This is a genomic window from Streptomyces sp. NBC_00285, assembly GCF_036174265.1.
In the GTDB taxonomy this organism is placed as follows: Bacteria; Actinomycetota; Actinomycetes; order Streptomycetales; family Streptomycetaceae; genus Streptomyces.
Genome location: NZ_CP108055.1, coordinates 4,258,323 through 4,279,252, shown reverse-complemented (window position 1 = coordinate 4,279,252; position 20,930 = coordinate 4,258,323). Strand labels below are relative to the sequence as shown.

At 66.0% G+C, this 20,930-nt stretch carries 25 protein-coding genes; 14 read left to right on the top strand and 11 right to left on the bottom strand.

Annotated features, from left to right (window positions below; genetic code table 11):
• Positions 1-167 precede the first annotated feature (167 nt).
• Both OHT57_RS19755 and OHT57_RS19750 read left to right on the top strand, forming a co-directional pair.
• On the top strand, positions 168-1,034 hold the full coding sequence (locus OHT57_RS19755) for an alpha/beta fold hydrolase (RefSeq protein ID WP_328747778.1): 867 nt from the start codon (positions 168-170) through the stop codon (positions 1,032-1,034).
• Positions 1,035-1,100: 66 nt separating this feature from the next.
• The gene (locus OHT57_RS19750; RefSeq protein ID WP_328747777.1) at positions 1,101-1,250 is read left to right on the top strand and encodes a hypothetical protein; all 150 of its coding nucleotides are present in this window, start codon (positions 1,101-1,103) and stop codon (positions 1,248-1,250) included.
• Positions 1,251-1,385: 135 nt separating this feature from the next.
• Here the strand turns inward: OHT57_RS19750 and OHT57_RS19745 are convergent, their stop codons facing one another.
• From OHT57_RS19745 to tgmA, 3 genes are read right to left on the bottom strand one after another with little or no spacing between them, the layout of a single operon-like run.
• Positions 1,386-2,534, bottom strand: coding sequence for a hypothetical protein (locus OHT57_RS19745; protein ID WP_328747776.1), 1,149 nt, complete (start codon positions 2,532-2,534; stop codon positions 1,386-1,388).
• Between the two features lie 43 nt (positions 2,535-2,577).
• Entirely contained in the window at positions 2,578-3,528 is a 951-nt protein-coding gene (tgmB, locus tag OHT57_RS19740; RefSeq protein WP_328747775.1) for an ATP-grasp ribosomal peptide maturase, read from the bottom strand.
• Positions 3,525-3,740, bottom strand: coding sequence for a putative ATP-grasp-modified RiPP (tgmA, locus tag OHT57_RS19735; RefSeq protein WP_328747774.1), 216 nt, complete (start codon positions 3,738-3,740; stop codon positions 3,525-3,527). Before tgmA ends, tgmB begins: the two co-directional genes overlap by 4 nt.
• A gap of 215 nt (positions 3,741-3,955) precedes the next feature.
• Here tgmA and OHT57_RS19730 point away from each other — a divergent pair, with 215 nt between their 5' ends.
• From OHT57_RS19730 to OHT57_RS19715, 4 genes are read left to right on the top strand one after another with little or no spacing between them, the layout of a single operon-like run.
• Positions 3,956-4,213 (top strand): hypothetical protein, encoded by a 258-nt coding sequence (locus OHT57_RS19730; protein ID WP_328747773.1) that lies wholly within the window; start codon positions 3,956-3,958, stop codon positions 4,211-4,213.
• Positions 4,188-4,721 (top strand): DUF6879 family protein, encoded by a 534-nt coding sequence (locus OHT57_RS19725; protein ID WP_328747772.1) that lies wholly within the window; start codon positions 4,188-4,190, stop codon positions 4,719-4,721. The genes OHT57_RS19730 and OHT57_RS19725 overlap by 26 nt, the downstream gene beginning before the upstream one ends.
• Positions 4,722-4,744: 23 nt before the next feature.
• On the top strand, positions 4,745-5,596 hold the full coding sequence (locus OHT57_RS19720; protein WP_328747771.1) for a helix-turn-helix domain-containing protein: 852 nt from the start codon (positions 4,745-4,747) through the stop codon (positions 5,594-5,596).
• A gap of 59 nt (positions 5,597-5,655) precedes the next feature.
• Complete coding sequence (locus tag OHT57_RS19715; protein WP_328747770.1) at positions 5,656-6,261, top strand: DUF5753 domain-containing protein; 606 nt, start codon at positions 5,656-5,658, stop codon at positions 6,259-6,261.
• Positions 6,262-6,307: 46 nt separating this feature from the next.
• Here OHT57_RS19715 and OHT57_RS19710 read toward each other — a convergent pair whose 3' ends face one another.
• The 3 genes from OHT57_RS19710 to OHT57_RS19700 all read right to left on the bottom strand — a co-directional run bounded on the left by OHT57_RS19710 (position 6,308) and on the right by OHT57_RS19700 (position 8,035).
• Positions 6,308-6,829, bottom strand: a complete 522-nt coding sequence (locus OHT57_RS19710) for a DUF6879 family protein (RefSeq protein ID WP_328747769.1) — start codon at positions 6,827-6,829, stop codon at positions 6,308-6,310.
• Between the two features lie 165 nt (positions 6,830-6,994).
• Positions 6,995-7,189, bottom strand: a complete 195-nt coding sequence (locus OHT57_RS19705; RefSeq protein ID WP_328747768.1) for a DUF397 domain-containing protein — start codon at positions 7,187-7,189, stop codon at positions 6,995-6,997.
• Positions 7,190-8,035, bottom strand: coding sequence for a helix-turn-helix domain-containing protein (locus OHT57_RS19700; RefSeq protein WP_328747767.1), 846 nt, complete (start codon positions 8,033-8,035; stop codon positions 7,190-7,192).
• Between the two features lie 169 nt (positions 8,036-8,204).
• On the opposite strand from OHT57_RS19700, the gene OHT57_RS19695 reads away from it, so the two are divergent.
• Positions 8,205-8,888, top strand: a complete 684-nt coding sequence (locus OHT57_RS19695; protein WP_328747765.1) for an ATP-binding protein — start codon at positions 8,205-8,207, stop codon at positions 8,886-8,888.
• 11 nt (positions 8,889-8,899) lie between these two features.
• On the opposite strand, the gene OHT57_RS19690 is transcribed toward OHT57_RS19695, so the two are convergent.
• Positions 8,900-9,634 carry an HNH endonuclease gene (locus OHT57_RS19690; protein ID WP_328747764.1) on the bottom strand — a complete coding sequence of 245 codons (735 nt, stop codon included), beginning with the start codon at positions 9,632-9,634 and terminating at the stop codon, positions 8,900-8,902.
• Between the two features lie 161 nt (positions 9,635-9,795).
• Here OHT57_RS19690 and OHT57_RS19685 point away from each other — a divergent pair, with 161 nt between their 5' ends.
• Entirely contained in the window at positions 9,796-10,851 is a 1,056-nt protein-coding gene (locus OHT57_RS19685) for a DNA cytosine methyltransferase (RefSeq protein WP_328747763.1), read from the top strand.
• A gap of 9 nt (positions 10,852-10,860) precedes the next feature.
• Here the strand turns inward: OHT57_RS19685 and OHT57_RS19680 are convergent, their stop codons facing one another.
• From OHT57_RS19680 to OHT57_RS19670, 3 genes are all read right to left on the bottom strand, one after another.
• Positions 10,861-11,337, bottom strand: a complete 477-nt coding sequence (locus tag OHT57_RS19680; protein WP_328747762.1) for a very short patch repair endonuclease — start codon at positions 11,335-11,337, stop codon at positions 10,861-10,863.
• A 21-nt stretch (positions 11,338-11,358) separates the two neighbouring features.
• Positions 11,359-12,360 (bottom strand): NaeI family type II restriction endonuclease, encoded by a 1,002-nt coding sequence (locus OHT57_RS19675; RefSeq protein WP_328747761.1) that lies wholly within the window; start codon positions 12,358-12,360, stop codon positions 11,359-11,361.
• A gap of 208 nt (positions 12,361-12,568) precedes the next feature.
• Positions 12,569-13,480, bottom strand: coding sequence for a NaeI family type II restriction endonuclease (locus tag OHT57_RS19670; RefSeq protein ID WP_328747760.1), 912 nt, complete (start codon positions 13,478-13,480; stop codon positions 12,569-12,571).
• Between the two features lie 207 nt (positions 13,481-13,687).
• Between OHT57_RS19670 and OHT57_RS19665 the strand changes: the two genes are divergently transcribed.
• The 4 genes from OHT57_RS19665 (at position 13,688) to OHT57_RS19650 (ending at position 17,078) form a co-directional block, all read left to right on the top strand.
• Complete coding sequence (locus tag OHT57_RS19665) at positions 13,688-14,452, top strand: SDR family NAD(P)-dependent oxidoreductase (protein ID WP_328747759.1); 765 nt, start codon at positions 13,688-13,690, stop codon at positions 14,450-14,452.
• 45 nt (positions 14,453-14,497) lie between these two features.
• Positions 14,498-15,178 carry a hypothetical protein gene (locus OHT57_RS19660; protein ID WP_328747758.1) on the top strand — a complete coding sequence of 227 codons (681 nt, stop codon included), beginning with the start codon at positions 14,498-14,500 and terminating at the stop codon, positions 15,176-15,178.
• A gap of 323 nt (positions 15,179-15,501) precedes the next feature.
• Positions 15,502-16,122, top strand: coding sequence for an RNA polymerase sigma factor (locus tag OHT57_RS19655; protein ID WP_328747757.1), 621 nt, complete (start codon positions 15,502-15,504; stop codon positions 16,120-16,122).
• Positions 16,119-17,078 (top strand): hypothetical protein, encoded by a 960-nt coding sequence (locus tag OHT57_RS19650; protein WP_328747756.1) that lies wholly within the window; start codon positions 16,119-16,121, stop codon positions 17,076-17,078. Before OHT57_RS19655 ends, OHT57_RS19650 begins: the two co-directional genes overlap by 4 nt.
• A gap of 344 nt (positions 17,079-17,422) precedes the next feature.
• Here OHT57_RS19650 and OHT57_RS19645 read toward each other — a convergent pair whose 3' ends face one another.
• Positions 17,423-18,124, bottom strand: coding sequence for a hypothetical protein (locus OHT57_RS19645; RefSeq protein ID WP_328747755.1), 702 nt, complete (start codon positions 18,122-18,124; stop codon positions 17,423-17,425).
• 36 nt (positions 18,125-18,160) lie between these two features.
• Here OHT57_RS19645 and OHT57_RS19640 point away from each other — a divergent pair, with 36 nt between their 5' ends.
• Together OHT57_RS19640 and OHT57_RS19635 are read left to right on the top strand one after the other, a co-directional pair.
• The gene (locus OHT57_RS19640) at positions 18,161-18,670 is read left to right on the top strand and encodes a CGNR zinc finger domain-containing protein (protein WP_328747754.1); all 510 of its coding nucleotides are present in this window, start codon (positions 18,161-18,163) and stop codon (positions 18,668-18,670) included.
• A 482-nt stretch (positions 18,671-19,152) separates the two neighbouring features.
• Entirely contained in the window at positions 19,153-20,886 is a 1,734-nt protein-coding gene (locus OHT57_RS19635; protein WP_328747753.1) for a cellulase family glycosylhydrolase, read from the top strand.
• The last annotated feature ends 44 nt before the right edge of the window (positions 20,887-20,930 follow it).

Genomic DNA, 20,930 nt, shown 5'->3' with positions numbered 1-20,930 from the left:
GGGCACATCGCCGGAACGCGGATGGAGGCGACGAGCCGGTCGCCCGGTTTCAGGTACGTCGTCAGGGAGTTGTCCAGCGACTGCTCCGTTCCAAGGGCGTACGGCAGCGCAGGCCCACCAGGGAAACCCGGTTGCCCGGCCCGAACGTCGTTGACAGGGTTTCGGTCATGCCCACCTTCTCCGCGTATGACGGGACCGAGCTCGCCTACCAGGTGTTCGGAGACGGCCGTCCGCTGGTCTGCCTGCCCGGCGGCCCGACGGATTCCGCATACCTCGGTGACCTCGGCGGCCTTTCCGCACACCGGCAGTTGATCAGGCTGGATCTCCGCGGCACCGGCCGGTCCTCCACACCGCGGGACACCACCTCCTACCGCTGCGACCGACTCGTCGACGACGTGGAGGCCCTGCGTGAACACCTTCGCCTCGACCGGATGGACCTGCTCGCGCATTGCGCCGGCGCCAACCTGGCCGCGCTCTACGTGAGCCGTCACCCGGAGAACACCGACAAGCTCGCGCTGATCACCCCGAGCGTCAGGGCCGTCGGCCTCACGATCACGGGGGACCTGCGGCTTGAGACGGCGCGACTCCGCCGGGACGAAACGTGGTTCCCGGATGCGTTCGCGGCCTTGGAGGCGATCGTGGCGGGCAGAGCCACCGCCGACAGCTGGAAGGCGGTCGCACCGTTCTCCTACGGCCGCTGGGACAAGGCGGCTCAGGCGCACCAGGTCGCCGGGGACGAGCGGATGGACCCGGACGTGGTCGCTGCCTACGGCGCCGAGGGTGCCTTCGACCCGGAGACCACCCGCGCCGCACTCGCCCGGCTCACCTCGCCGGTCCTCCTCCTGGCCGGTGAAGCCGACCTGGGAGCCCCTCCCACCACCATGGCCGAGTTCGCGAACCTCTTCCGGAACGCCGAACTCGTCGTCCAGCCCGGCGCCGGACACTTCCCCTGGCTCGACGACGCCGCCCGCTTCGTGACGGCCACCGCAGCGTTCCTGGACGCCCCGAGCACCTTCACCGGCCGGGAGGGCTGACTCGCCCCTCAACGGGTAGGTGAGTCCCAGGCAGCACACTCGCCAGCACCGACGGAAGGAGCCGCCATGCCAGGCATCCTGCAACGCATCAAGCAGTTCGCAAGGAGCCCCCAGGGCCGCCGCACGGTCGAACAGGCCCGCCGCGCGGCATCCGACCCCCGCCGCCAGGCCCAGGCCAAACGCCTACTGGGCAAGCTCCGAGGCGGCCGCCGCTGAGCAGTTCCGCCGCGCCTCACCGTGTCCTACGCGGTGAGGCGGACGGACAACCGCCCAGTCCACGCGGGTGGTTGAAAGGCCTCACTGCCGACCAGGTGGGCAGACCCGCACACCTTGCCGGTCCGCAAACGGCCTTCACGTCCTCCTCGTGAGCCCCGGCTCAAGCGTGCCGATTCTCTGGGACGGACGGTCGAGCCACACCGCGTTCTCTTCGGGCGTCACTGTGAGCCCGTATCGCCCCAGTTCCGGGCATCCGGCACCGAACCACTCCGAGACGGCCGCTTCAATGGAGAACCAGAGACTGCGCGGACCGCCCTGGAAGACGCGCGAGGTGCCCCCGAGGCCCGGTTCCAGGGCTGCCCAGGAGCCGTCGGGGTGCAGGAACCAGCGGCCCGGTACGCCATTGAGGCTGAGCCCGACGGTCAGTGTCCCCGCCAGCCGGAGCTGAACCGCCCACATCAGTGACGGAACCGACAGCAGAGTGGGGGCAATGTTCGACAGCAGGCCTTCCGTGTTCTGACGTTCGTCAACCGCCGGCCGAAGCAGCAGCCCCACCTCGGACCGCGGCGCGTCCCGATCCGGCATGAAGGAAACGGTGCTGTCGATGAACCGCCCCCGCGCCAGCTCTGGGGACTCCACGCGCACCCTGGCGTAGCCGTAGGCGCTGAGACTGCCGACGAGCGACGCGAGGATGACTCCGCCGGGGACCGACTGTTCCAGCCAGGCCGCTGGAATGTGCGTGGGCGAGTACGTGGCGATGATCCGGTCGTACGGAGCCCGGTCGGGGCACCCTGCGGCAGCGTCGCCTGTCACGGCCCGGGGCCGGTAACCGAGAGACGCGAGCCGCTCGCGTCCGAGCCCCGACAGCGCCGGGTCGTACTCGGCTCGGGTTACCAGTCCGTCCCCGAGCCGCTCGCAGAGAAGGGCGGTCGAGTAGTCCGAGCCGCCTCCCGCCTGGAAGACCGACATTCCGTCCCCGATGTTGAGGTCTTCGAGCATGCGCACGACCGAGCCCGGCAGCGTGGACGAGCTGGTCGGGATCCCTCTCACCGGAGAACCGGCCCAGGTTGTGGCCCCGTTGTCGAGCTGCGTCACCCACGTCTTGTTCTCGTAGCAGAGGCGCAGCCACTCGTCAGGGGTGCGATCCCGGCTAACGCACGTGTACTCGGTCACCCCGTCGGCGCCCGGAGCATCCCGGAAGAACTCGGGCAGGAACACATGACGGGGAACTGCCCCGACGGCCCTGCGCCACTCGGGGGTTCGCAACGTCGCGTCAGCAGCCAAGTCGCTGACGAGCTGACTGAGGAGCGCCCCTGGCCCAGGTGACTCACCGGCTGCCATTCGCTGTGCCCTTCTCCAGTAGTTCGGCGATGCTGCGGGCGATGGGCATGCCTGTCTCCTGCTCGATCCAGTGCCACTGACCGTTGGCGTTCACCTCTAGGAACCGCCATGCCCCCTCGGGTGTGACGACGAAGTCGAACGCGCCGAAGGTGAGCTGGAATTGGCGCATGAAGGCCTTCACTCGCAAGCGCACGGCTTCTGGGACAACTGTCGGGCGATAGGTGAGGCTGCCGTAGTCGGTCCGCCAGTCGACCCGAGCCGCGTCCGACCCGGCGTGGATCTCCACCGCGAAGAAGCGCGATCCGACCACTGTCAGCCGTACCTCGTGCGCCTTGTCCACCCACTCCTGGAAGAGATGAGCACAGAGGCGGACCGAGTCATCGAACTCGTCCGGTTCGACGACCACCGTGTCCACCGGGGATCCCAGAGACTTCGTGATGATGGGAGCGCCGACATCGGCAGCGAACTTGCGTCCGGATACCGGGTCGTTGGTCACGATCGACCGGGGCGGATTGAGTCCGAGCTCCTCAGCGGCTCTGAGCTGCCACGGCTTGTAGTTCGCCTGCTGCTCCCGCGCGGGATGGTTGATCCACAAGCAGGGAAGGGAGGCGACCACCCCGAGGAAGCCCGCCCGCGACTGTGCGGCAGCGAACCGGCGCTCAGCCTCGGACATGCCGCCGGGCAGCCGGAACTCCTCGGGCCTGCGGTAGTAGACCGCTCTCACATCGGAGAGGTCGAGCCGGCGAACTCCGTTGTCGAGAACGCCGTTCCAACCGTCCTTGAGTGTGGCGGACAGCGTGAGTTCCTGGGGGAACTCCGCCGTGTCGCAGCGGAAGACAGGCACCCCGCGGTCGTTCAACCACGACACCACCGAATCCGCGGTTGCGTCGAGCCGGTTCGTGAGGACCAACACCGACCCCTCGGCGGCAACCGTCACCAGAGATCCGTTCCTTCGTCGTTCTGGCTGTCGCTGTTGGTGTTGCTGCTCGTGTCGTTGGCCATGAGATCGGCCCAGGGGTTGCCGACCGCCGTCAAGGCGATTTGCAACGTTGGGTCGTAGGTCACGCCGTCCGTGTCCGGAGCCGTGCTGGTCTGCCGCGCGGCGAACCGCATGGCGAACGGTGTCGTTTCGGGGGTTACGGCTGTCATCTGGACTCTCTCTCCATGGACGGGCTCGCTGGGCACGCCCACGCGTACAGGCCCAGCATGGGAACGCTAGGGGCGCGATGTGTTCCACTGCCAGCGATGTGCATGGATGTGCACACGATGGTTCAAGGAGGCCTTTTGCTCCTACGCGCTCTTGACACCGCATCGAACCGGAGCGAACTTGGTGCACATCAACGCACGCCCAGTGGGAGGTAGTTGTGCGCTTACGCTTCATCGGTATCGACCCCGACACAGGGAAGAACGGATCCCCAACGGCATGGGTGGATCTGGACAGCGGGGACATCGTGATTCAGAGCTACACGGCGGACGAAGTGACGCGGACCCAGTGTGTGGAGAACACCGCGCCCGGACACGCCAGGGGCATCCCTGACCATGAGACGGTGATTCGCGTCCCCGCACGCCTCGTGCCGCTTCTGAGGGAGGCCTGCGATGCCGCAGAACGTACCCAGCTTTGACGAGCTCATGGAAACGGCACAGCACTCGGCCGTACACCTCGAAATGCGGGACCAGTACTCCGTCGGCGATGAGGTCGGCGACTTCGAGACCTGGCTGCGTACGGGTTCGCGGGACTCCGATCCCGCCTCGGAGTACTGGGCACCCTGGGTCGACATGATCTCCCGAGCGGTCGCCCGCGGGGTCGCCGTACGGCGAGCACGCATCGTTTCCGAACCGGTCACCGACTACATCCGCTACGAGCACGCGGGAGCCGTCGTCAACGTCGCCGCCGGAGAACAGGTGCGGTGGCTGCCCCGCCGACGAGCAGTGGACCTGCTGCTGCCGGGCGCTGATCTGTGGATCTTCGATGGGACGCAGGTCCTCTTCAACCATTTCAGCGGAGCGGGAGACTGGGCCGACCCTCCTATGGAGATGCGCAGCGAACCCGAACTCGTCAAGCAGTGCTCGGATGCGTTCGAGGCGATCTGGGAACGCGGCGTCCCACACAGCGAGTACGCGATCCACTGACGGAAAGCATCATTGGTCGGCTCATGCCCATATCCCCGTCTTCCTCAGCCCAGGCCGCACGAGAGAGAGTGGCCCGGCAACTGCGCGACCTGAGGAGAAACGCCGGCCTGACGGTCACTGAGCTGGCCTCGCAATGCGGATGGCACCACGCCAAGACCTCTCGTATCGAAAACGCCCGAACTCCGCCATCGCCCACGGACATCCGTCTGTGGTGCAGCGCGACTGGCACCGCCGAGCAGGTCCCCGATCTGATCGCAGCCTCTCAACACGCGGAATCCCTCTACCGCGAGTGGCGACAGCGTGTGCGGACAGGGCTGAAGAAGCTGCAAGACAGCTATGTAGAGCTGTACCGGTCGACGGAGTTGCTGCGCGTCTACTCTCCGGTGCTGGTGCCCGGACTGCTACAGACCGAGGGGTACGCGCGAGCGCTACTGAGTACCAACGCCCGCCTTCTCGACGTTCCCGACGATGCGGCCGAGGCCGCGGCGGCACGTATGCAGCGCTCGCAGATCATCCATGAACCAGGTCGTCGCTTCTCGATGGTTGTCGAGGAGGCTGTCCTCTACTACCAGCTCGGAAACTCAGAGGCCATGGCTGCCCAGTTGGGCTACCTCCTCACCGCCGGCGCACTCCCCGCGATCTCCTTCGGCATCATCCCGATGGCGACCCCAGAGCGGACGCTGTGGCCCCAGGAGACGTTCGACGTACACGACGACACCCTTGTGTCCGTCGAGTTGATCTCCGCGGAGGTGAACATCACTCAGCCTTCCGAGATCGCCTTGTACATCAAGGCTTTCGAACGGCTGCGGCGCATGGCCGTCTACGGTGCCGAGGCACGAGCTCTGATCCTCAGGGCCATCGAGGCGTTGCACTGATGCCGGCGAAGTGGGTATGACCAAGAGAATTCACCGTCAGCAACCGAGGGGAGCCCTCTGTGACCAGCTCGGTGCCGTGGCAACAGCGTCTGTCCACCGGAACAGAAGACATCCAGGACGAGGTGGTCCGCTGGTACCAGCAGACGCGGCACGGTAAGGCGTACGTCCCCTCCATGATCTGGGGCACGCTCCAGACCGAGGCCTACGCCACCGCGATCCTCCGCCGGGTCGTCGACTTCCTCGAAGTCCCGGACGACGTGCCCGCGGGCGTGGCCAAGCGGATGGAGCGCCAACAGGTCCTGTACGACGGCGAACACCACTACGACGTGGTCCTGGGAGAGCAGGCCCTCTACACGAACATCGGAGGGCCGACCGTGATGCGCGGGCAGATGGAGCGCCTCCTTCGCGACATCGACCTCCCGTCCCTGACCCTCGGTATTCTCCCCAGCACCGTCGAGATGCCTGTGGTCCCCATGCCCGGCTTCAACATGTACGACAACGGCCGAGCCCACTACGAACTCGTGTCGACCGGCGTGGACATCACCGACCCGACCGAACTCGCCCTTCACGACAAGGCGCTTGCTGCTCTCAGCGAGGCCGCGTGTTTCGGGGACCCGGCCAAGGATCTGATCAACAGGGCCTTGGTCTTCTGGAGGAACGGTTGACGGTTGGCTACCGCGACCCGGCTGTGGAGCCGACCGCCGCCGAAGGTCACCCGAGTTCGTTCACGTACTTGGAGAACGGCAACGAGTGAGCCAGCGCAATGCGCTTCCACTCCAAGTAGGGGGAGGTGTCACCGGCGAACATCTCACGGCTGATCTGAGTCCCGTCCGGTCGGAAGTTCAGATGCACTACGTGCGTATCGTCGAACCTCCACCAGTCGATTTCCGACAGGGGAAGGCCGTAGTCCCGCTGCGTGGCATCCAGGATGCGGATGTCCTCTCCGGCCGCAATATTGCCGGGAATTCCCCATGCGAACTGATACCGCTGGTAGTCCGTCAACGGCTGCCGCACAACCCGTACGCGCCCGATGGTGCGTCCTGAAGTCACGTACGCGTGCACCCGCTCATGCCAACGCGCATTGTGGTCGGCCGGCTTCGGCTCACCGTGAAGGAAGCGGGCGACGTTGTCTGCTTCCTTGGGCATTGTGTAGGTGGGCTGGGCCTCGAACCGCCACGCGTCACGTTCATACGCGTCGAACGTCCTACGCCACTCGTCACCGCCCAAGAGCATGTATGGCCTCCTTGAGTACCGAGTCCGGGAGCTCCACCAAGTCCTCGCCTTCCGGCGATTGGACGGTGCCCGGCACATTCCCCTGAACCGTGATGCGGCCGGTCGTCGTGCGGCAAACGTTCGGGCAGTCATTGGCATCGCAGTTCGGAAGTGGGGCCGATGTTGTCAGCAGGTGACGGCCAAGAACTCTCGCCATGCCGCGGCTGACACTGTGACATGAGGGCCTTCCGCGTGCTTGGAGTCTCGCAGCAGAACGCCCGTGGCTATGAAGGCGGCCTCGACACACTCGGTTGTGTTGCCGCCGCTGTACGACGACTTGAACCAGACGGGCTCGGCGACGGACCGATAGCCAACCGACATTCACAGCTCCTTGCGGGCGCGATGGATCATGGCGGAGGAGGCCTCCATGTCCAACGCTTGTGCCCGGAGGTACTCGAACGCAAGTCTGTAGCGCTCCAGTTCCTCGTCTTTCTCCAGGAAGAGGGAGCCGGTGTGGAAGTCGACGTAGACCACGTCCAGGGCGGGTTCTGTGCCACCGATGATGACGAAGCTGCCCAGAGCAGCCGCGTGGGCTCCCTTGGAAAAGGGCAGTACTTGAAGAGTCATGTGGGGTGACTCGTTCGCATCGAGCAGTCGGTCGAGCTGCTCCTTCATGATCTGCGGTGATCCAACTACGCGGCGGATCACCGACTCATCGAGGATCGCCCACAGGTGCAGCGGCTTCGGCCGGGTCAGGATCTCCTGCCGTTTCATGCGAATGTCGACGAGCCGCTCGATTTCCGCTGGTTCCAGAGGCACTTCGTTGGCCTTCTGCAGGGCTGTGCTGTAGGCGCACGTCTGGAGGAGACCAGGGACGTAGACACAGGAGAAGTGGCTCTCGCGCACGGCCTCGTCTTCGAGCGTCAGCAGCAGGTTCATGCTCTCCGGAATGGAGTCGGCGAAGGAACTCCACCAGCCTTGCTGCTTGGCATCCTTCGCCAGTCCCACAACGGCCTTGCGCTCAGCCTCCGTTGCTTCGTACTCCCGGCACAGGGCGTCGACGACGATCCACTTGACTGGCCCGGCCTGCGTCTCGTACCGGCTGACCGTCGCCTTGGACACACCGACGAGCCCGCCGGCTTCCTCAAGGGTCAGACCCTTCCGGGCGCGCAACTTGCGCATCATCGCGCCTAGTTGGCGGCGGCGGGTGGTGGTTCGTTCGGGCATTCGACTCCTTCGCCACGTGCCGGGCAGACAAGCCCGGAGATCGCTATCAGGCTAGGCAGCGAGTACCTGGACTCACCATCAGATTCACTCGATGGATTCTTGTGAGAAGTTACATGGTGAGACTTCTCTGTGCCATGCTCACTCACAGGTCGCTACGCATTGCAGCCGTATGAGCACGGTGAGCTTCAGTATGTGCGTGGCCAGGGAGGGAGGAGTGGCCATGTCTGGCTGCGAAGTCACCGAACCCCGACTGCGCTCTGTCCTGCCGTTCGAGGCGGCGGCAGGAGAAGTGCGCTTGTTGAGGAGAGCTGCTGCCAAGCAGCTGAGCCGGTGGGGCATGCCCGCCGCTACTGATGAGGCCGAGCTGCTTGTCACGGAACTGGCGACGAATGTCGTCAAACACGTCGGCGAAGGGGCGGCGGCGACTCTGATCCTTGAGTGGCGGGGTGAGCGGCTACGCCTCGAAGTCCACGACAAGAGCCGAGCGGCACCGTCACTCAAGTCGGCGGCATGCGACGAGGAGTGCGGACGTGGACTGCACCTGCTCGCGACGCTGGCGGTCGACTGGGGGACGGTACTGACCGCGACAGGTAAGGCGGTCTGGTGCGAGATCCCGGCCGGCGCGGGACGTGCCTGCCAGCGCATCGAGCGGGCTGTGGAGGCACTTGAGAGGTACGACCAGACCGGTGACGGATTTGCCTTGCCTGGAAGAGGACGGGATGCGGGCCTGGAGGAGACGGCGGTGGAGCTGATCGCAGACCTGCTCCACTGGACTGCCGCCCGCGGCCATGATCCGGACGACATCCTCGACCAGGCGCAGATGCACTACGAAGCCGAAGTGGAAGCGGCCTAGTGGGGCGCGGCCTAAGCAGGCTTCCGGATCCGCTCACGAAGGGCGGCCGGGGTGCGCCAGGATTCTCCAGGACGGCTCCTGTGGCACATGCGGTGGCAGTTGGCGCATACGCATGCGAGGTCGTTGAGCCTGGTCTCGCGGATCCCGGAGACGTAAAGGGGAGTGACGTGATGCACTTCGATGTAGCCCTCGCCCAGATCCCCGTAGGTGCTGGCGAAGTCGAAGTCGCAGACCTCGCACTGGAGCGGACGCCCACTGCGCCGCACTTGTTCGATCTTCCGCGAGCGGAGCTTCGGATCCCGCTCACGGGCAAGGGCTCGGCGGACGAGGAGGCGTCCCTCGATCGCGGTGGCACCGCTTTCGTCGATCTCGTCCATCTGCGGGGGAATGCGGTGCAGCTCGCCCGAGGCGATGCCTTCCTCAAGGGCCTGGGCTGCCTGGAGCATCTCGGCCTTGTGATCCGTGAACGCCTCGATCATGAGGAGCGTGGGCTTGCCGCAGCGGGTGGCCTTGCCCGAGTACAGCCTGTGGTTCGTCATGAAGTCCGTGGTCTTGCGGCTCACGCTGTCAGGAGAGCGGAAGCCGGGAAGGGCGCGCTCCTCCGGCGTGTGGATCGGAAGCGAGCGAATCAGCTCCGACAGCTCCTGGACCGCCCGGTCATTGGTCCGCAGCTCTCGCCAGCCGTTCTTCACGACGAGGGCTCCGGCCAGTACGAGTTCATCCTCAGCCCAGGCAGGTATCCGCATGTGCAATATCGTATGAGTGTTCGGCGCTACGGAGGGTGCGTTCAACAATCCGCGGGGCGTCCGGCACACTTGGTGCGGTCTCGTTGTCAGTGGGGTCTGTCACCCTCAGTGATGGTGGATTGCAAGATGTGTCCGCCGCTGTACGACCGTAAGGAGGGGGCATGACCCGCACGAAGGACCGCAAGTACACCTCAGTGGAGATCTGCGCTGGGGCTGGGGGGCAGGCTGTTGGGCTGCACAACGCAGGCTTCAAGCATGTGGCGCTCATTGAGATCGACAAATACGCCTGCGAGACCCTCACGGCCAACACTGAGAGCAATCCGGAGTGGGAGGCGTGCAGAGTCATTGAGGCTGACCTGCGCGAGTTCGATCCGGACGCCCTGGGTCTAGAGCCCGGAGTGTTGGATCTCCTGGCAGGTGGAGTGCCGTGCCCCCCTTTCTCGGCAGCAGGTAAGCAACTCGGTCGTGACGACGAGCGAGACCTCTTCCCGAGGATGCTGGAGCTCGTGGATCACCTTGAGCCCAAGGCTGTGATGATCGAGAACGTGCGTGGCCTGCTTGATCCAAAGTTCGCCGAGTACCGCCAGGACATCATCAAGCGTCTCAAGTCGATGGGCTACGAGAAGTGCTACTGGGACGTCCTGGAAGCCAAGAATTACGGTGTCCCGCAGCTCCGGCCGCGGGCGATCCTCGTCGCGATGAAGCCGGAGTACGCCCGCTACTTCGAGCACCACAAGCCCGCTGAGGCCAAGTTGGTCACTGTGGGTGAGGCTCTCGAAGACTCCATGAGGGAGCGGTACGACGCTGTCTCGAACGATCCCAGGGCTGAAACGGCGTTCAAGAACTGGTACGAGAAGGCACTGGAGGGTGTGGCGCCTACGGTTGTAGGCGGTTCGAAGAAGCATGGCGGTGCCGACCTTGGTCCCACGCGTGCCAAACGGGCCTGGGCGGAACTGGGCGTGTGCGGGATGGGAGTTGCCAATGAGCCGGATGAGATGAAGGACGTAGACCGTGATCTCTTCGCTGCGGCGGGTCCCAAGCTCACAGTGACCCAGGCGGCGTTGATCCAGGGCTTCCCCAAGGACTGGAAGTTCTCCGGACGCAAGACCGCGGCATACCGGCAGGTTGGCAATGCCTTCCCGCCGCCTGTGGCACAGGCCGTCGGTGACCAGATCTACGCTGCGTTCGAGGCTGCTGCCAAAGCGAAGAAGAACTGAGGCGGAGTATCACCCGTTCCTGGGTTTCCTCAGACGACTGACGGTTGCTGCGATTTTCACGGCACAATCGTCGGCAGGATCGTGTTCCCAGAACCGGAGCACGGTCCAGCCGGCGGCTCGGAGCTGCTCGTCTGTGTCCCGGTCACGAGCCATGTTCCGGGCGACCTTGTCTGACCAGTAGCCAGAGTTGGTCTTGGGCGGCACGTAGTGGTCGGGGCAGCCGTGCCAGTAGCAGCCGTCGATGAACACGGCGACCTTCGCAGGGCGAAAGACGATGTCAGCCGTCCGCCGAAGGTCCGGTAGTGGCTTGGCAGCCACTCGGTACCGCAACCCCTGAGCGTGAAGCAGACTTCTTACCAAGCGCTCCGGCTTCGTGTCACGACTGCGGATGGCTTGCATATTGCGACGTCGGGCAGCAGACGATGCCCAGGATCCTTCAGGCGGAATCCACGGCTCGCCAATCGCTTCGTTCGTAGGTCCTTGCATCTTGTTTTTCCGCTATAGCGTTCAGTCGTCCGTTCCCGGCTTCTTCTTTGTCTCTGGCAGCAGGGGGGCTCGTTCTTCTGGGTCATCGGGAGTGGCTTTGACCCAGTGGCGGCCCTCAAGCAACACGCGAGGCTGTCCTTCGTGATGTGGCTTGGCTTCTACAATGCGGATGCTGACGTTCTCGCCCTCTTGAGGAACTGGAAGGCCCAGCTGCGCCGCGACGGCTTGGTGATTCGGATAGTCGCCGCAGATGAGGATGCCCTCATTGCGGAGTTTTTCACGCGCACCTCCGTTGTACCGCACACGCTTCATGTAGTCCTTCTGCCGAGCTAGGGTGCGGATCACTGTGCGGTTGATCCGGCGTCCTTGTGCCTTGCGGAACAACTCATTGACCTTCGCCTGCCCAGGGCTGCGCTTTGATCCTGCCCCAGCGTTGAGGATGGCTGCCTGAGTCTGCTTGTCGATGTGAAGCAGAAGGTTTTCCTCCAGAGGTGCCTCGGGCCAGAGCCAGCACACGAGGGAACGGTGGTCCTTCGTGAGCCGGAACTTGCCGTCCCGGTTGCCCTTCTTCGTCACGTTCCCGCTGATCGTGAGCCGAGCGCGGTCGGCGCGTAGTAGTCCCGCACTCCACAGCCCCTTGTGGTCGTCTGCCCAGACGACGAGGCAGATCTCATCAAGTGCCTCCGGCGGGATCATCCAGCCGTACTGCTTCTGGGAGAATTTGCAGTCGACCTCGATCCCCTCGATCAGGTAGTCCAGGTCATCGCCACTGGCGAATCCAAACTCACGCAGAAGATTGATCTCGGTGAGGGTCCCCGCATGGGTCTTCTCGGTCTTGTGCAGGTCGTTCCAGTCGAACCTGCCTGTGTGCTCCCCATCCAGAAGCTGGTCGATGGTGTCTCGCAGGACACGTGCGAAGCGCACACCCTCCGGGTCGAGCGAGAGCAAGTGCTGGCGTACGAGCATCAGTTCCGGATCGTCAAAGACACCTGGTGCCGGACCGAAGTGCTCGAAGAGAGTCACAGGCGAGCTCCTGGGCATCGAAGTGGACACGCGGTTCTCATAAGTATCATTGATCGCTGGCGTAGGCGTGCGAGCCGAGGTGAAGGCCAACTGGGCTGCTGTGTGGCCCAGTTGAAGGACTGGACCAGGCAAGGCTGGTCGAGGACCGTAGAGGATGCCCCCAGCTCTGCAAGTGGAGTAGTCCTCGGAGTCGGGAACTGGAATCTGCTCAACTGGACTGTGATTTGGGTCCTTGATCGGCGTGCCCTGCGTCCTCACGCAGGGCAATCCATTCACCAGTCTTGAGGGAGATGCCGCGTGCGGCAGCCTGTTCCCGTGACTCTGGCCAGGTGCCACACAGGACGGTTAGCCCCTGTTGGGCTGCTCTGTCCCTCAGTTGACGCGCGCGTCGCATCGGGTCCTGTTTGCCTGCGCCTACAGTCAGGAAGACGTTCCTCGGAATGACTCTGCCTTCAAGGTATTGGAACATTTTCAACATCCGCTCAACCTGACCAGGTTTCGCACCGAGAACTTCGGCGGCCTGCTCCTCGGTCAAGTAGCGCAGTGGGTTGATGGGTAGCTCAGTCCAGTTGTAGAGCGGCAGACTCCAGTGTTCGCGTGCATGCACGGCGAGACCGCGCTTCTGATCCTTATTTCCCTTGCCGCGGTAGAGCCATGACCGATGCGCGCGAACGAGCCATGACCTGTGCCTGTTGTTCTTGAGTTGCATCTGCGTGCAGATGCATAGGCGACAGTGCGCCTCGGTGGGGATTGCCCAATTCGCACCGACGGTTGCCTTCATGTCTACTGGGATTTCGGTGATGTGGGTGTCTAGCGGTTTGGTCTTCGGCAGGTTGAAGCCTCTAAGGATCTCGTACTCAAGCTTGGCCCCCACAGAAGCTCGCTCACCTGGATGCACCTCAGGCGACAGTAAGTCGAACCTGCCTGTTCTCCCGCCGTCGAGTACATAGTCGATCGCATTCCGGATTGCATCGGTGTAGATCTCGTCCACTGGGTGATTATTCAACCAGCCCGCAACAGACTGAAGTTCCGTATCGTCCTCTGGCGCCAGCAGCAGATGCTCCTCGCCGTCATCGTTGGAGCAGATCTCTCCAATTGGTTGAAGGATCAGCCTTGTCAAGGGTTACTCCACTGCTCGTCGGGCTGGTTGGAGGCCAGAGGGCACTCATCTCACCCCTGCCTCCTCGAGTAGGTCAAGCCAGGCTTGTCTCCCCACTCGGCAGGGCAGGGCAGGTGCCCTGCTGCCGGGGAGGTGCAGCTTTCCGGGTGGGCATGGAAGCCCGAAGCTCAGTCTCGGCCCGTTACCTGCCGCGGATATGTTGTCGGAATGAATCGGATCTTCGATGACGGGCAGGGTTCCCAACGCCTGGCTGACAAAGTTGTGGTTGTCACCGGCGCAGCCCGAGGGCAAGGAGCCGCTGAGGCTGCCGCGTTGGTGCAGGCCGGGGCCACGGTGATCCGGGCGGATGTGCGGCCGGAGGGGGACGCGTGTCGACGGCTCGACGTCAGCAGTGAGGCCGACTGGGCCGAGCTCGCCGCCGAGCTCAAGGAGGAGTACGGCCAGGTGCACGGGCTGGTCAACAACGCGGGGATGATTCAGCGGGATCGTATCGACAGTGTTCGTGCTGAGGACTTCGCGCAGGTGCAGGCCGTGAATACCGTGGGGCCGCTGCTCGGAATCCAGTATCTCTCCCCGCTCATGCCGGCCGGGGCGTCCATCGTGAATGTGGGGTCGTCTGCCGCGCTCACCGGGTACTACCCCGTCGCGTACACCGCGAGTAAGTGGGCGCTGCGTGGGGTGTCGAAGGTTGCTGCCATGGAGTTGGGGCCTCGGGGAATTCGGGTCAATACCGTTCATCCCGGGTATATCGAAACGGAGATGACCGCCGGGGCCACGGAGGCATTTCGGCACGCGACCATCGGGGAGACGCCCCTCGGGCGGAGCGGGACCGTTGATGACATCGCGCCGCTTGTGGTGTTTCTGCTTTCCGATGAGGCGTCGTTCATCACGGGGGCGGACATTCCCGTGGACGGGGGGCTCACCGCGCACGGTGGGGTCAAGTCCATCTCGGATGCCATGAGGGCTGATTGAGCGGGGACTTGTCCTGCTGCGGCAGGGTGACAGGGACGATGATCTATGGGTACCCGGGAGCGCGACCGCAAGGTGTACCGGCCGTTGTGGCGGGCCGGGCTTGAGGTGATCCCGGACGCCGTGCCGGGCGGTGTGATGCCGTTTGTCCTCGGATACGAGGCCGAAGACGTGTCCGGCGGCTTCTCCCACCGGTACGACACCCCGCGGCTTGTCGAGCGACTCAATGCGGACTGGTACGACCTCGCCGTCTCATCGGGCCTTCTCGACCACCGGCGCGAGTTCCTCGTACAGCTTCCACAGGGCACCCGGTCACACCGGGCCGCCGTGCGGCACCTGCACGGCGGCAGCCATGCCGCGCCGGCGGTCTGGGCCCGGGTCCGGCTCCGGGAGCGCTGGGACATCATGGGCCGGGCCGCGGCTTCGGCGTTCCTCGGCGTGCACGCGGGCCATCCGGGCTTCGCCATGATGGCTCTCGACGGCAGCGTGTACGTCCACGCCTCAACGGGCGAGGTCGGCGTCGACGTACTCGCGGTGCGTCATCCGGACCGCTCGGAGAACGTCCTGCGGCGCCTGGAGTGGATAACGGTCCACGAAAGTCCCTACGTCAACCGCGAGTTCAAGGAACGCATCGCCGTCTGGCTCGCGGGGCACGCGCCTGACGACGCGGCCCGCCTGCGTGGCGCTGATGAGCCTGTCCCCGGCCGAGAAGGGCCACAAGGGGGCTGACGTCGGGCGCGTGCAGCCGGCCGAGCAGCGGGCCCGGCCGGTGGGCACGGCCAGCGAGCGGCACAGCCGCATACCCGGTCGGCCGCCTGCTGTGGGTTCAGAGCGCCTGCACGGGGCATCGCCGTCGGCGGCAAGCCGCGCCATCCGTCATTCGCCGGCTCCGTTGGCAACGGCTGAGCAATGATGCACGCGTTCGAGCCGCGCCAACAAAAGACGAGGCCACTCCGACGGGGAGCCACTCTGGCAGGGGGTGCGAACGGATCCGCGACTTGATGACAAGTACTGGGTGAGACCGTCGTCCGGCGGTCGGAGACGGAGATTCCGTGAAACCGGATACCCGGGAACACGAGAAGCGCAGCGACGGCGCCCTCAACCGTGACGGCGACAGCGACGCCCAGCTGACACGGTCGGCGGCGGGGGACACGGCGGCGTTCACCCCGCTGGTCGAGGCGTACTCGCCCGCCCTGCACGGCTACTTCGCCCGGCGCATGCCCGGCGCGGCGGACGATCTGCTGGCCGAGGCGTGGTTGCAGGCGTTCGCCGCGCGGCGCACGTTCGACCCCTCGCGCGGCTCGGCGCGGGGCTGGCTGTTCGGGGTGGCCCGCAACGTGCTGTCCCAACACCTGCGGCGGGCGGGGCGGCAGGAGGCCGTACCGGGAGTGGAGATCACCGATCCCTGGCAGGCGGTGGACCAGCGGCTCGACGCGGCCGCGCTGGCCCCCGCGCTGCGCCGGGCGCTGGCCGAACTGCCCGTCGAGGAGCGGGAGGTGCTGCTGCTTGTCAGCTGGGAGCAGCTCTCCCCCGCCGAGGCGGCCGCCGCCGTGGGCATCCCGGCGGGCACCGCCCGCTCGCGGCTGCACCGGGCACGGGGTCGGCTGCGCGACCGGCTCGCAGCAACCCGCCCGGCCGGACGGCACCTGAGCGTGACGGGAGACGTGGCATGAGTTCGTACGACGTGGAGAGGACCGGCATGAGTACGCAGGACGTGGAGGAGACCGGCATGAGCGAGCGGGCGGTGTTGCTGGACTTCCCCGGCGCCGATGAACTGGTGGCCGCAGGGCGGGTCGAGCCGCCGTCGGCACAGGCGCTGGCCAGGGCACGGGCGGGGATCGAGGCGGCGGTGGCCGCGCAGGAGGCCGGGCACGCCGCCGGGCGCAAGAAGGGCGCGGTGGTGACCGTACCGCTGCGGGGAATGTCCGGGCGCCGCCGGGCCCTCGTCGGCCTGTTCACCGCCGCCGCGGTCGCGGCCGGTGTGGTGACGTACGCGAACACCGGTGAGACACCCACGGGCACGCGGAGCGAGGCGCGCGCGGACACCGCGACCGTCTTCCTCAACGACATCTCCACGGTGGCCGCCACCCAGTCGGCCTCCTCGGGGAAGTACTGGAAGACGCACCTGACGATCGGCGACTCGTACCTCTCGCAGTCCATGGACTTCTACGTCATCAACAACGGCAAGGCGTACAAGAAGGGGCGCCAGCCCGACTGGCAGCTCGGGCCCAAGGACCTCGACTGGAAGGGCCTGGACCAGCTGACCACGGACCCGGCGAAGCTGCTCCAGCTGCTCCAGACTCCGCCGAGGCCCAAGAGCATCTCCACCTTCGACCAGGGGGTCACCCTGCTCGGCGGGTCCCCGGCGAGCCCGAAACTGCGGGCAGGGCTGTTCAAGGCGATGGCGGGGCTGAAGGGCGTCAAACTCGTCGGGACCGTCAAGGACAGCACCGGGCGCGGCGGGACCGCCCTGGAGTTCGCCGAGGCCAAGAGCACCGGCCGGGTGATCGTCGACCCGAAGACGAGCTCCATTCTGGAGTACACCTTCACGTGGACGGCGGGAGCCAGCAAGGGCAAGGTCACCCATCAGACATTCCTGTCGGTGGGCTTCACCGACAAGATCGGCTGACACCGCACTGGCGGGGAGGTCCTCGAACGACCGAGGGCGCCCGGGGGCGTACAGCGCCCCCGGGCGCCCTCGGGCAGTTGTTTCTGCTCCTGACGGCGGCGGTGTGCATGGTCGTCACGCTGAGGACGACCCCCCAAGCCCCGCCCGGAACACGCGAGCGTGACCGTCACGAAATTCCGACCAGACCCTTGAATCACCACACGCGGTGCTCAAGTGTGGGACAAACCTGTTCCGTTGAGTTCCCCGGCTCCGTCGGCGCGTGTCGAGACGGCGGTAGCGGGGTCCGCGGGTTCGATGGTCCGTCGGCCACGTGCGCTCGCGGGGACGTGCATGACGCGGCGCCGTCAAAGAGTGCGTAGCAGCCAGGTCAGTTCCAGTTCGCGGGCGGTCAGGCCGGAGGTCTCGCGGAGCGTATCCGGTTCGGCTCCAGGGGGCAGTTCGCCGGCGAGAGTGAGGGCCGCTGCCGCCGTTTGTGGGCGGGCGCCGAGGGATGCACGCAGGTGGTAGGACCGGCGCAGGTGGGCGATGCCTTGTTCGCGGTCCTGCTCCAGGAGGTGGCCTCCGATGTGGCGTACGGCGTAGGACTCCAGCAGTGCGTCGTCATGTTCCCGGGCGTGCCCCAGTGCCTGCCGGTAGGCCGTTTTGGCGGCGTGGGGATCCTTGTTGACGTTGTCGGCGAGAACTCCGAGCCAGAACGTGGCCCAGCCGGTCAGCCGTCGGTCGGCCGTGGCGGTGGTGAAGCCTTCGCGAGCCAGCTGCAGGTCCTCTGGGAGCGACTCCGGGCTGAACAGCAGCCGGGTGTAACGGATCTGTGCGGTGAGGTATCCGGCGAGCACGGGGTCGGACGGCTGGAGTGCGCTGACCGCCTCCTCAGCCGCCGCGGCGCCGTCCAGCCTCCACCAGTAGCGGTCCACCAGGATCTCGGCCCGCTCTGCCGCTGCGTCCGGCGGCAGCATGGTGAGCGCCTCGTCCCACCGGCCCATACGGTGCAGCATTCGCGCGACGGCGGTTCCGCCGTCCATCATGTAGGCGGCATCAGTAGTCATGATGCCTACTCTTCAGGCTGGGAGGTAGGTGGTCAAGTGCGTTACGTCGACTACATCGGGAATCTGACCAGACTTGCGGTCGAGATCGTCAATGGCGACGACCCGAGCGAGTTGCGCCGTGAGATGTTCCGCCAGCACCGGATTGCCGAACCGGACCCCGAGCGGCTCGGCGAGCTTCTGCCCAGGCTGCTCGGCGCGGTGGAGGCCGCATGCCATGGCGGGCCGCTCGGCCCCGTCAATGCCCTGCTGGAACAGCACCCGCCGCTTGTCCGGGTCGACGACCACAACGGCGAAGGCTCGCCACATCTGCACTTCGCTCCCAACGGCGAGGACGCCGTGAGCTGGCTCGGGCGCAGTTGCTCCGCGGCACTCGCGCATGTCGTCTGCGGCGACCCGGCCGTGACGATCGGCCGCTGCCACGCCGTCGACTGCGAGCGTTTCTACGTCGACGACTCCCGCAACCGCACCCGGCGGTTCTGCTCCAACGCCTGTGCCAGCCGGACCACCGTCGCCGCCTACCGTGCCCGCCGCAAGGCTGGAGACTGACCCGGCGCGTCCGCCCCTCACGGATCGCCAATCGCTCTTCGGCCCACGCCCTCCCCGCATCGTTGCCGAGCGAACGACCTGGGGCGAAGAGCTCTGGCTGAATTCCGGTCCGGAGATCCCCATCAGGGGCGCGTTCGTCGCCTCCGGCCCGGATGCCCTCTCCCCGTGGGAGACCCCCGTGTGGGATCCCCCGCCGGGCGGTCGAAGGTCCTGCCGGTGCCGGTGCCGGTGCCGGTGCCGGTATCGGCCGCGGATGAGCAGGGAACCAACTCCGGCGAACCTGCGTGACGCCACGCCTGACGCCCACCGCGGGGAAGCGCTTCGATGAAAGGCCCTCCTGGGCTCGATCCATTTTCCATGCGGATCAGCCCATTCTCTCCGCCGCCGGGCTGCGCTAGGCTCCCGCAACGTGTCGAAGCGCTTCGACGTTGAGTTGACGCCGCCGACATGAGGGCAGGCCATTCGACTCAATGGAGAGCTCTATGCCGCGTTCAGCCGGTTTCACTCGCCGCCAGGCCATGACGACCTCCGCGGCCCTCGCCGTCGCGGCGTTGTCCACCCCGTCGGCCGCCCGGGCCGCCACCCAAGCCGCTGCCCGGCCCACTGGCTCCGCCGGCTCGGCGTCCGCGCTGGACGTGGTCGCGGACATGCAGCCCGGCTGGAATCTGGGCAACACCTTCGAGGCCATCGGCGCCGACGAGACGGCGTGGGGCAACCCGCGGGTGACCCGCGCGTTCTTCCGCAGGCTGAAGGCGCAGGGCTTCAGGAGCATCCGGATCCCGGTGACCTGGGGCCAGCACGAGGGCCCGGCTCCGGCCTACACCCTCGACCCGGTGTTCCTGGCCAGGATCAAGGAGGTAGTCGACTGGGCCCTGGCCGATGGTTTCCACGTTCTGATCAACATGCACGGCGACGCGTGGCAGTGGGTGCTGAACATGCCGGCCCAGCATGACGCGGTCCTGGCCCAGTACACGGCAACCTGGCAGCAGATCGCGGCCACCTTCCGGGACGAGTCGCGCCGACTGCTTTTCGAGAGCGTCAACGAGCCCTTCTTCACCGGCAGTTCAGGCGACGAGCAGAACGCCGTCCTGATGAACGAGCTCAACACGACCTTCCACTCCGTCGTGCGCGCGACCGGCGGAGGCAACGCCGACCGGCTGCTGGTCATGCCGACCCTGGGGGACACCCCGGACCAGGCCAAGATCGACACCCTGCTCGCCACCTTCACCGCGCTCGACGACCCGAACCTCGTGGCCTCGGTCCACTACTACAGCTTCTGGCCCTTCAGCGTGAACCTCGCCGGCTACACGACCTTCAACGCGGCCACCCAGCAGGACCTGACCGACACGTTCGACCTGGTCCACAAGGCCTTCGTGGCCAACGGGATCCCGGCCGTCGTCGGTGAGTACGGGCTGCTCGGCTGGGACTCCGGCCCCGGCACGGTCGAAGAGGGCGAGACGCTCAAGTACCTTGAGTATCTGGGCTATTACGCGCGCTTCCGGGGCCTGACCACGATGCTGTGGGACAACGGCAGTCGCTTCAACCGCCGCACCCTGCAATGGAACGACCCGAGCCTCTACGCGCAGATCCGCTCCAGCTGGACCGGGCGCTCCGGCACCGCCTCCACCGATCAGCTCTTCGTGCCCAAGGGCGGGGCCCCGGCGGACGCGACGATCACGCTGAACCTCAACGGCACACGGCTGACGAGGATCGACGTCGTCGGCGCCCGCCACCTGGTCAGAGGTGTGGACTACACCGTCAGCGGCAGCACGCTGACGATCGCCGCGGCGACCCTCGGCCGGCTGACCGCGTCACAGGAGTACGGCACGAATGCCGTCCTGTCCCTCCGCTTCACGGACGGAACTCCCTGGGCCGTCAACGTCATCACCTATGACAAGCCGGTGCTGACGAGCGCGACGGGTACGACCGCCTCGCTGGCGATCCCCAACGCGTTCAACGGCGACAAGCTGGCGACCATGGAAGCCGTCTACGCCGACGGCAGCCCCGCCGGTCCGCAGTCCTGGACGACGTACAAGCAGTTCAACGTGGCCTTCACACCGGACTACACCGCAGGCACGATCATCTTGCCGACCGCGTTCTTCGGCGATGTCACCGACGGCGCCGCCGTGACCCTCACCTTCTACTTCTGGAGCGGGACACGACTGACGTACACGCTGACCAGGTCCGGCACCGGGGTCACCGGCACCGCCTCCTGAAAACGGGGCTGTCGGGAATTCGGCGGCCGCACAGCCGGTGAGGT

Coding starts and splice junctions, on each gene's coding strand:
- tgmA (WP_328747774.1), bottom strand. CDS start 3,740: ATGACAGCCGTAACCCCCGAAACGACACCGTTCGCCATGCGGTTCGCC.
- OHT57_RS19690 (WP_328747764.1), bottom strand. CDS start 9,634: ATGCGGATACCTGCCTGGGCTGAGGATGAACTCGTACTGGCCGGAGCC.
- OHT57_RS19750 (WP_328747777.1), top strand. CDS start 1,101: ATGCCAGGCATCCTGCAACGCATCAAGCAGTTCGCAAGGAGCCCCCAG.
- OHT57_RS19665 (WP_328747759.1), top strand. CDS start 13,688: ATGAATCGGATCTTCGATGACGGGCAGGGTTCCCAACGCCTGGCTGAC.
- OHT57_RS19755 (WP_328747778.1), top strand. CDS start 168: ATGCCCACCTTCTCCGCGTATGACGGGACCGAGCTCGCCTACCAGGTG.
- OHT57_RS19685 (WP_328747763.1), top strand. CDS start 9,796: ATGACCCGCACGAAGGACCGCAAGTACACCTCAGTGGAGATCTGCGCT.
- OHT57_RS19660 (WP_328747758.1), top strand. CDS start 14,498: ATGGGTACCCGGGAGCGCGACCGCAAGGTGTACCGGCCGTTGTGGCGG.
- OHT57_RS19700 (WP_328747767.1), bottom strand. CDS start 8,035: ATGCCCGAACGAACCACCACCCGCCGCCGCCAACTAGGCGCGATGATG.
- OHT57_RS19705 (WP_328747768.1), bottom strand. CDS start 7,189: ATGTCGGTTGGCTATCGGTCCGTCGCCGAGCCCGTCTGGTTCAAGTCG.
- OHT57_RS19645 (WP_328747755.1), bottom strand. CDS start 18,124: ATGACTACTGATGCCGCCTACATGATGGACGGCGGAACCGCCGTCGCG.
- OHT57_RS19695 (WP_328747765.1), top strand. CDS start 8,205: ATGAGCACGGTGAGCTTCAGTATGTGCGTGGCCAGGGAGGGAGGAGTG.
- OHT57_RS19725 (WP_328747772.1), top strand. CDS start 4,188: ATGCCGCAGAACGTACCCAGCTTTGACGAGCTCATGGAAACGGCACAG.
- OHT57_RS19635 (WP_328747753.1), top strand. CDS start 19,153: ATGCCGCGTTCAGCCGGTTTCACTCGCCGCCAGGCCATGACGACCTCC.
- OHT57_RS19650 (WP_328747756.1), top strand. CDS start 16,119: ATGAGTTCGTACGACGTGGAGAGGACCGGCATGAGTACGCAGGACGTG.
- OHT57_RS19710 (WP_328747769.1), bottom strand. CDS start 6,829: ATGCTCTTGGGCGGTGACGAGTGGCGTAGGACGTTCGACGCGTATGAA.
- OHT57_RS19720 (WP_328747771.1), top strand. CDS start 4,745: ATGCCCATATCCCCGTCTTCCTCAGCCCAGGCCGCACGAGAGAGAGTG.
- OHT57_RS19680 (WP_328747762.1), bottom strand. CDS start 11,337: ATGCAAGGACCTACGAACGAAGCGATTGGCGAGCCGTGGATTCCGCCT.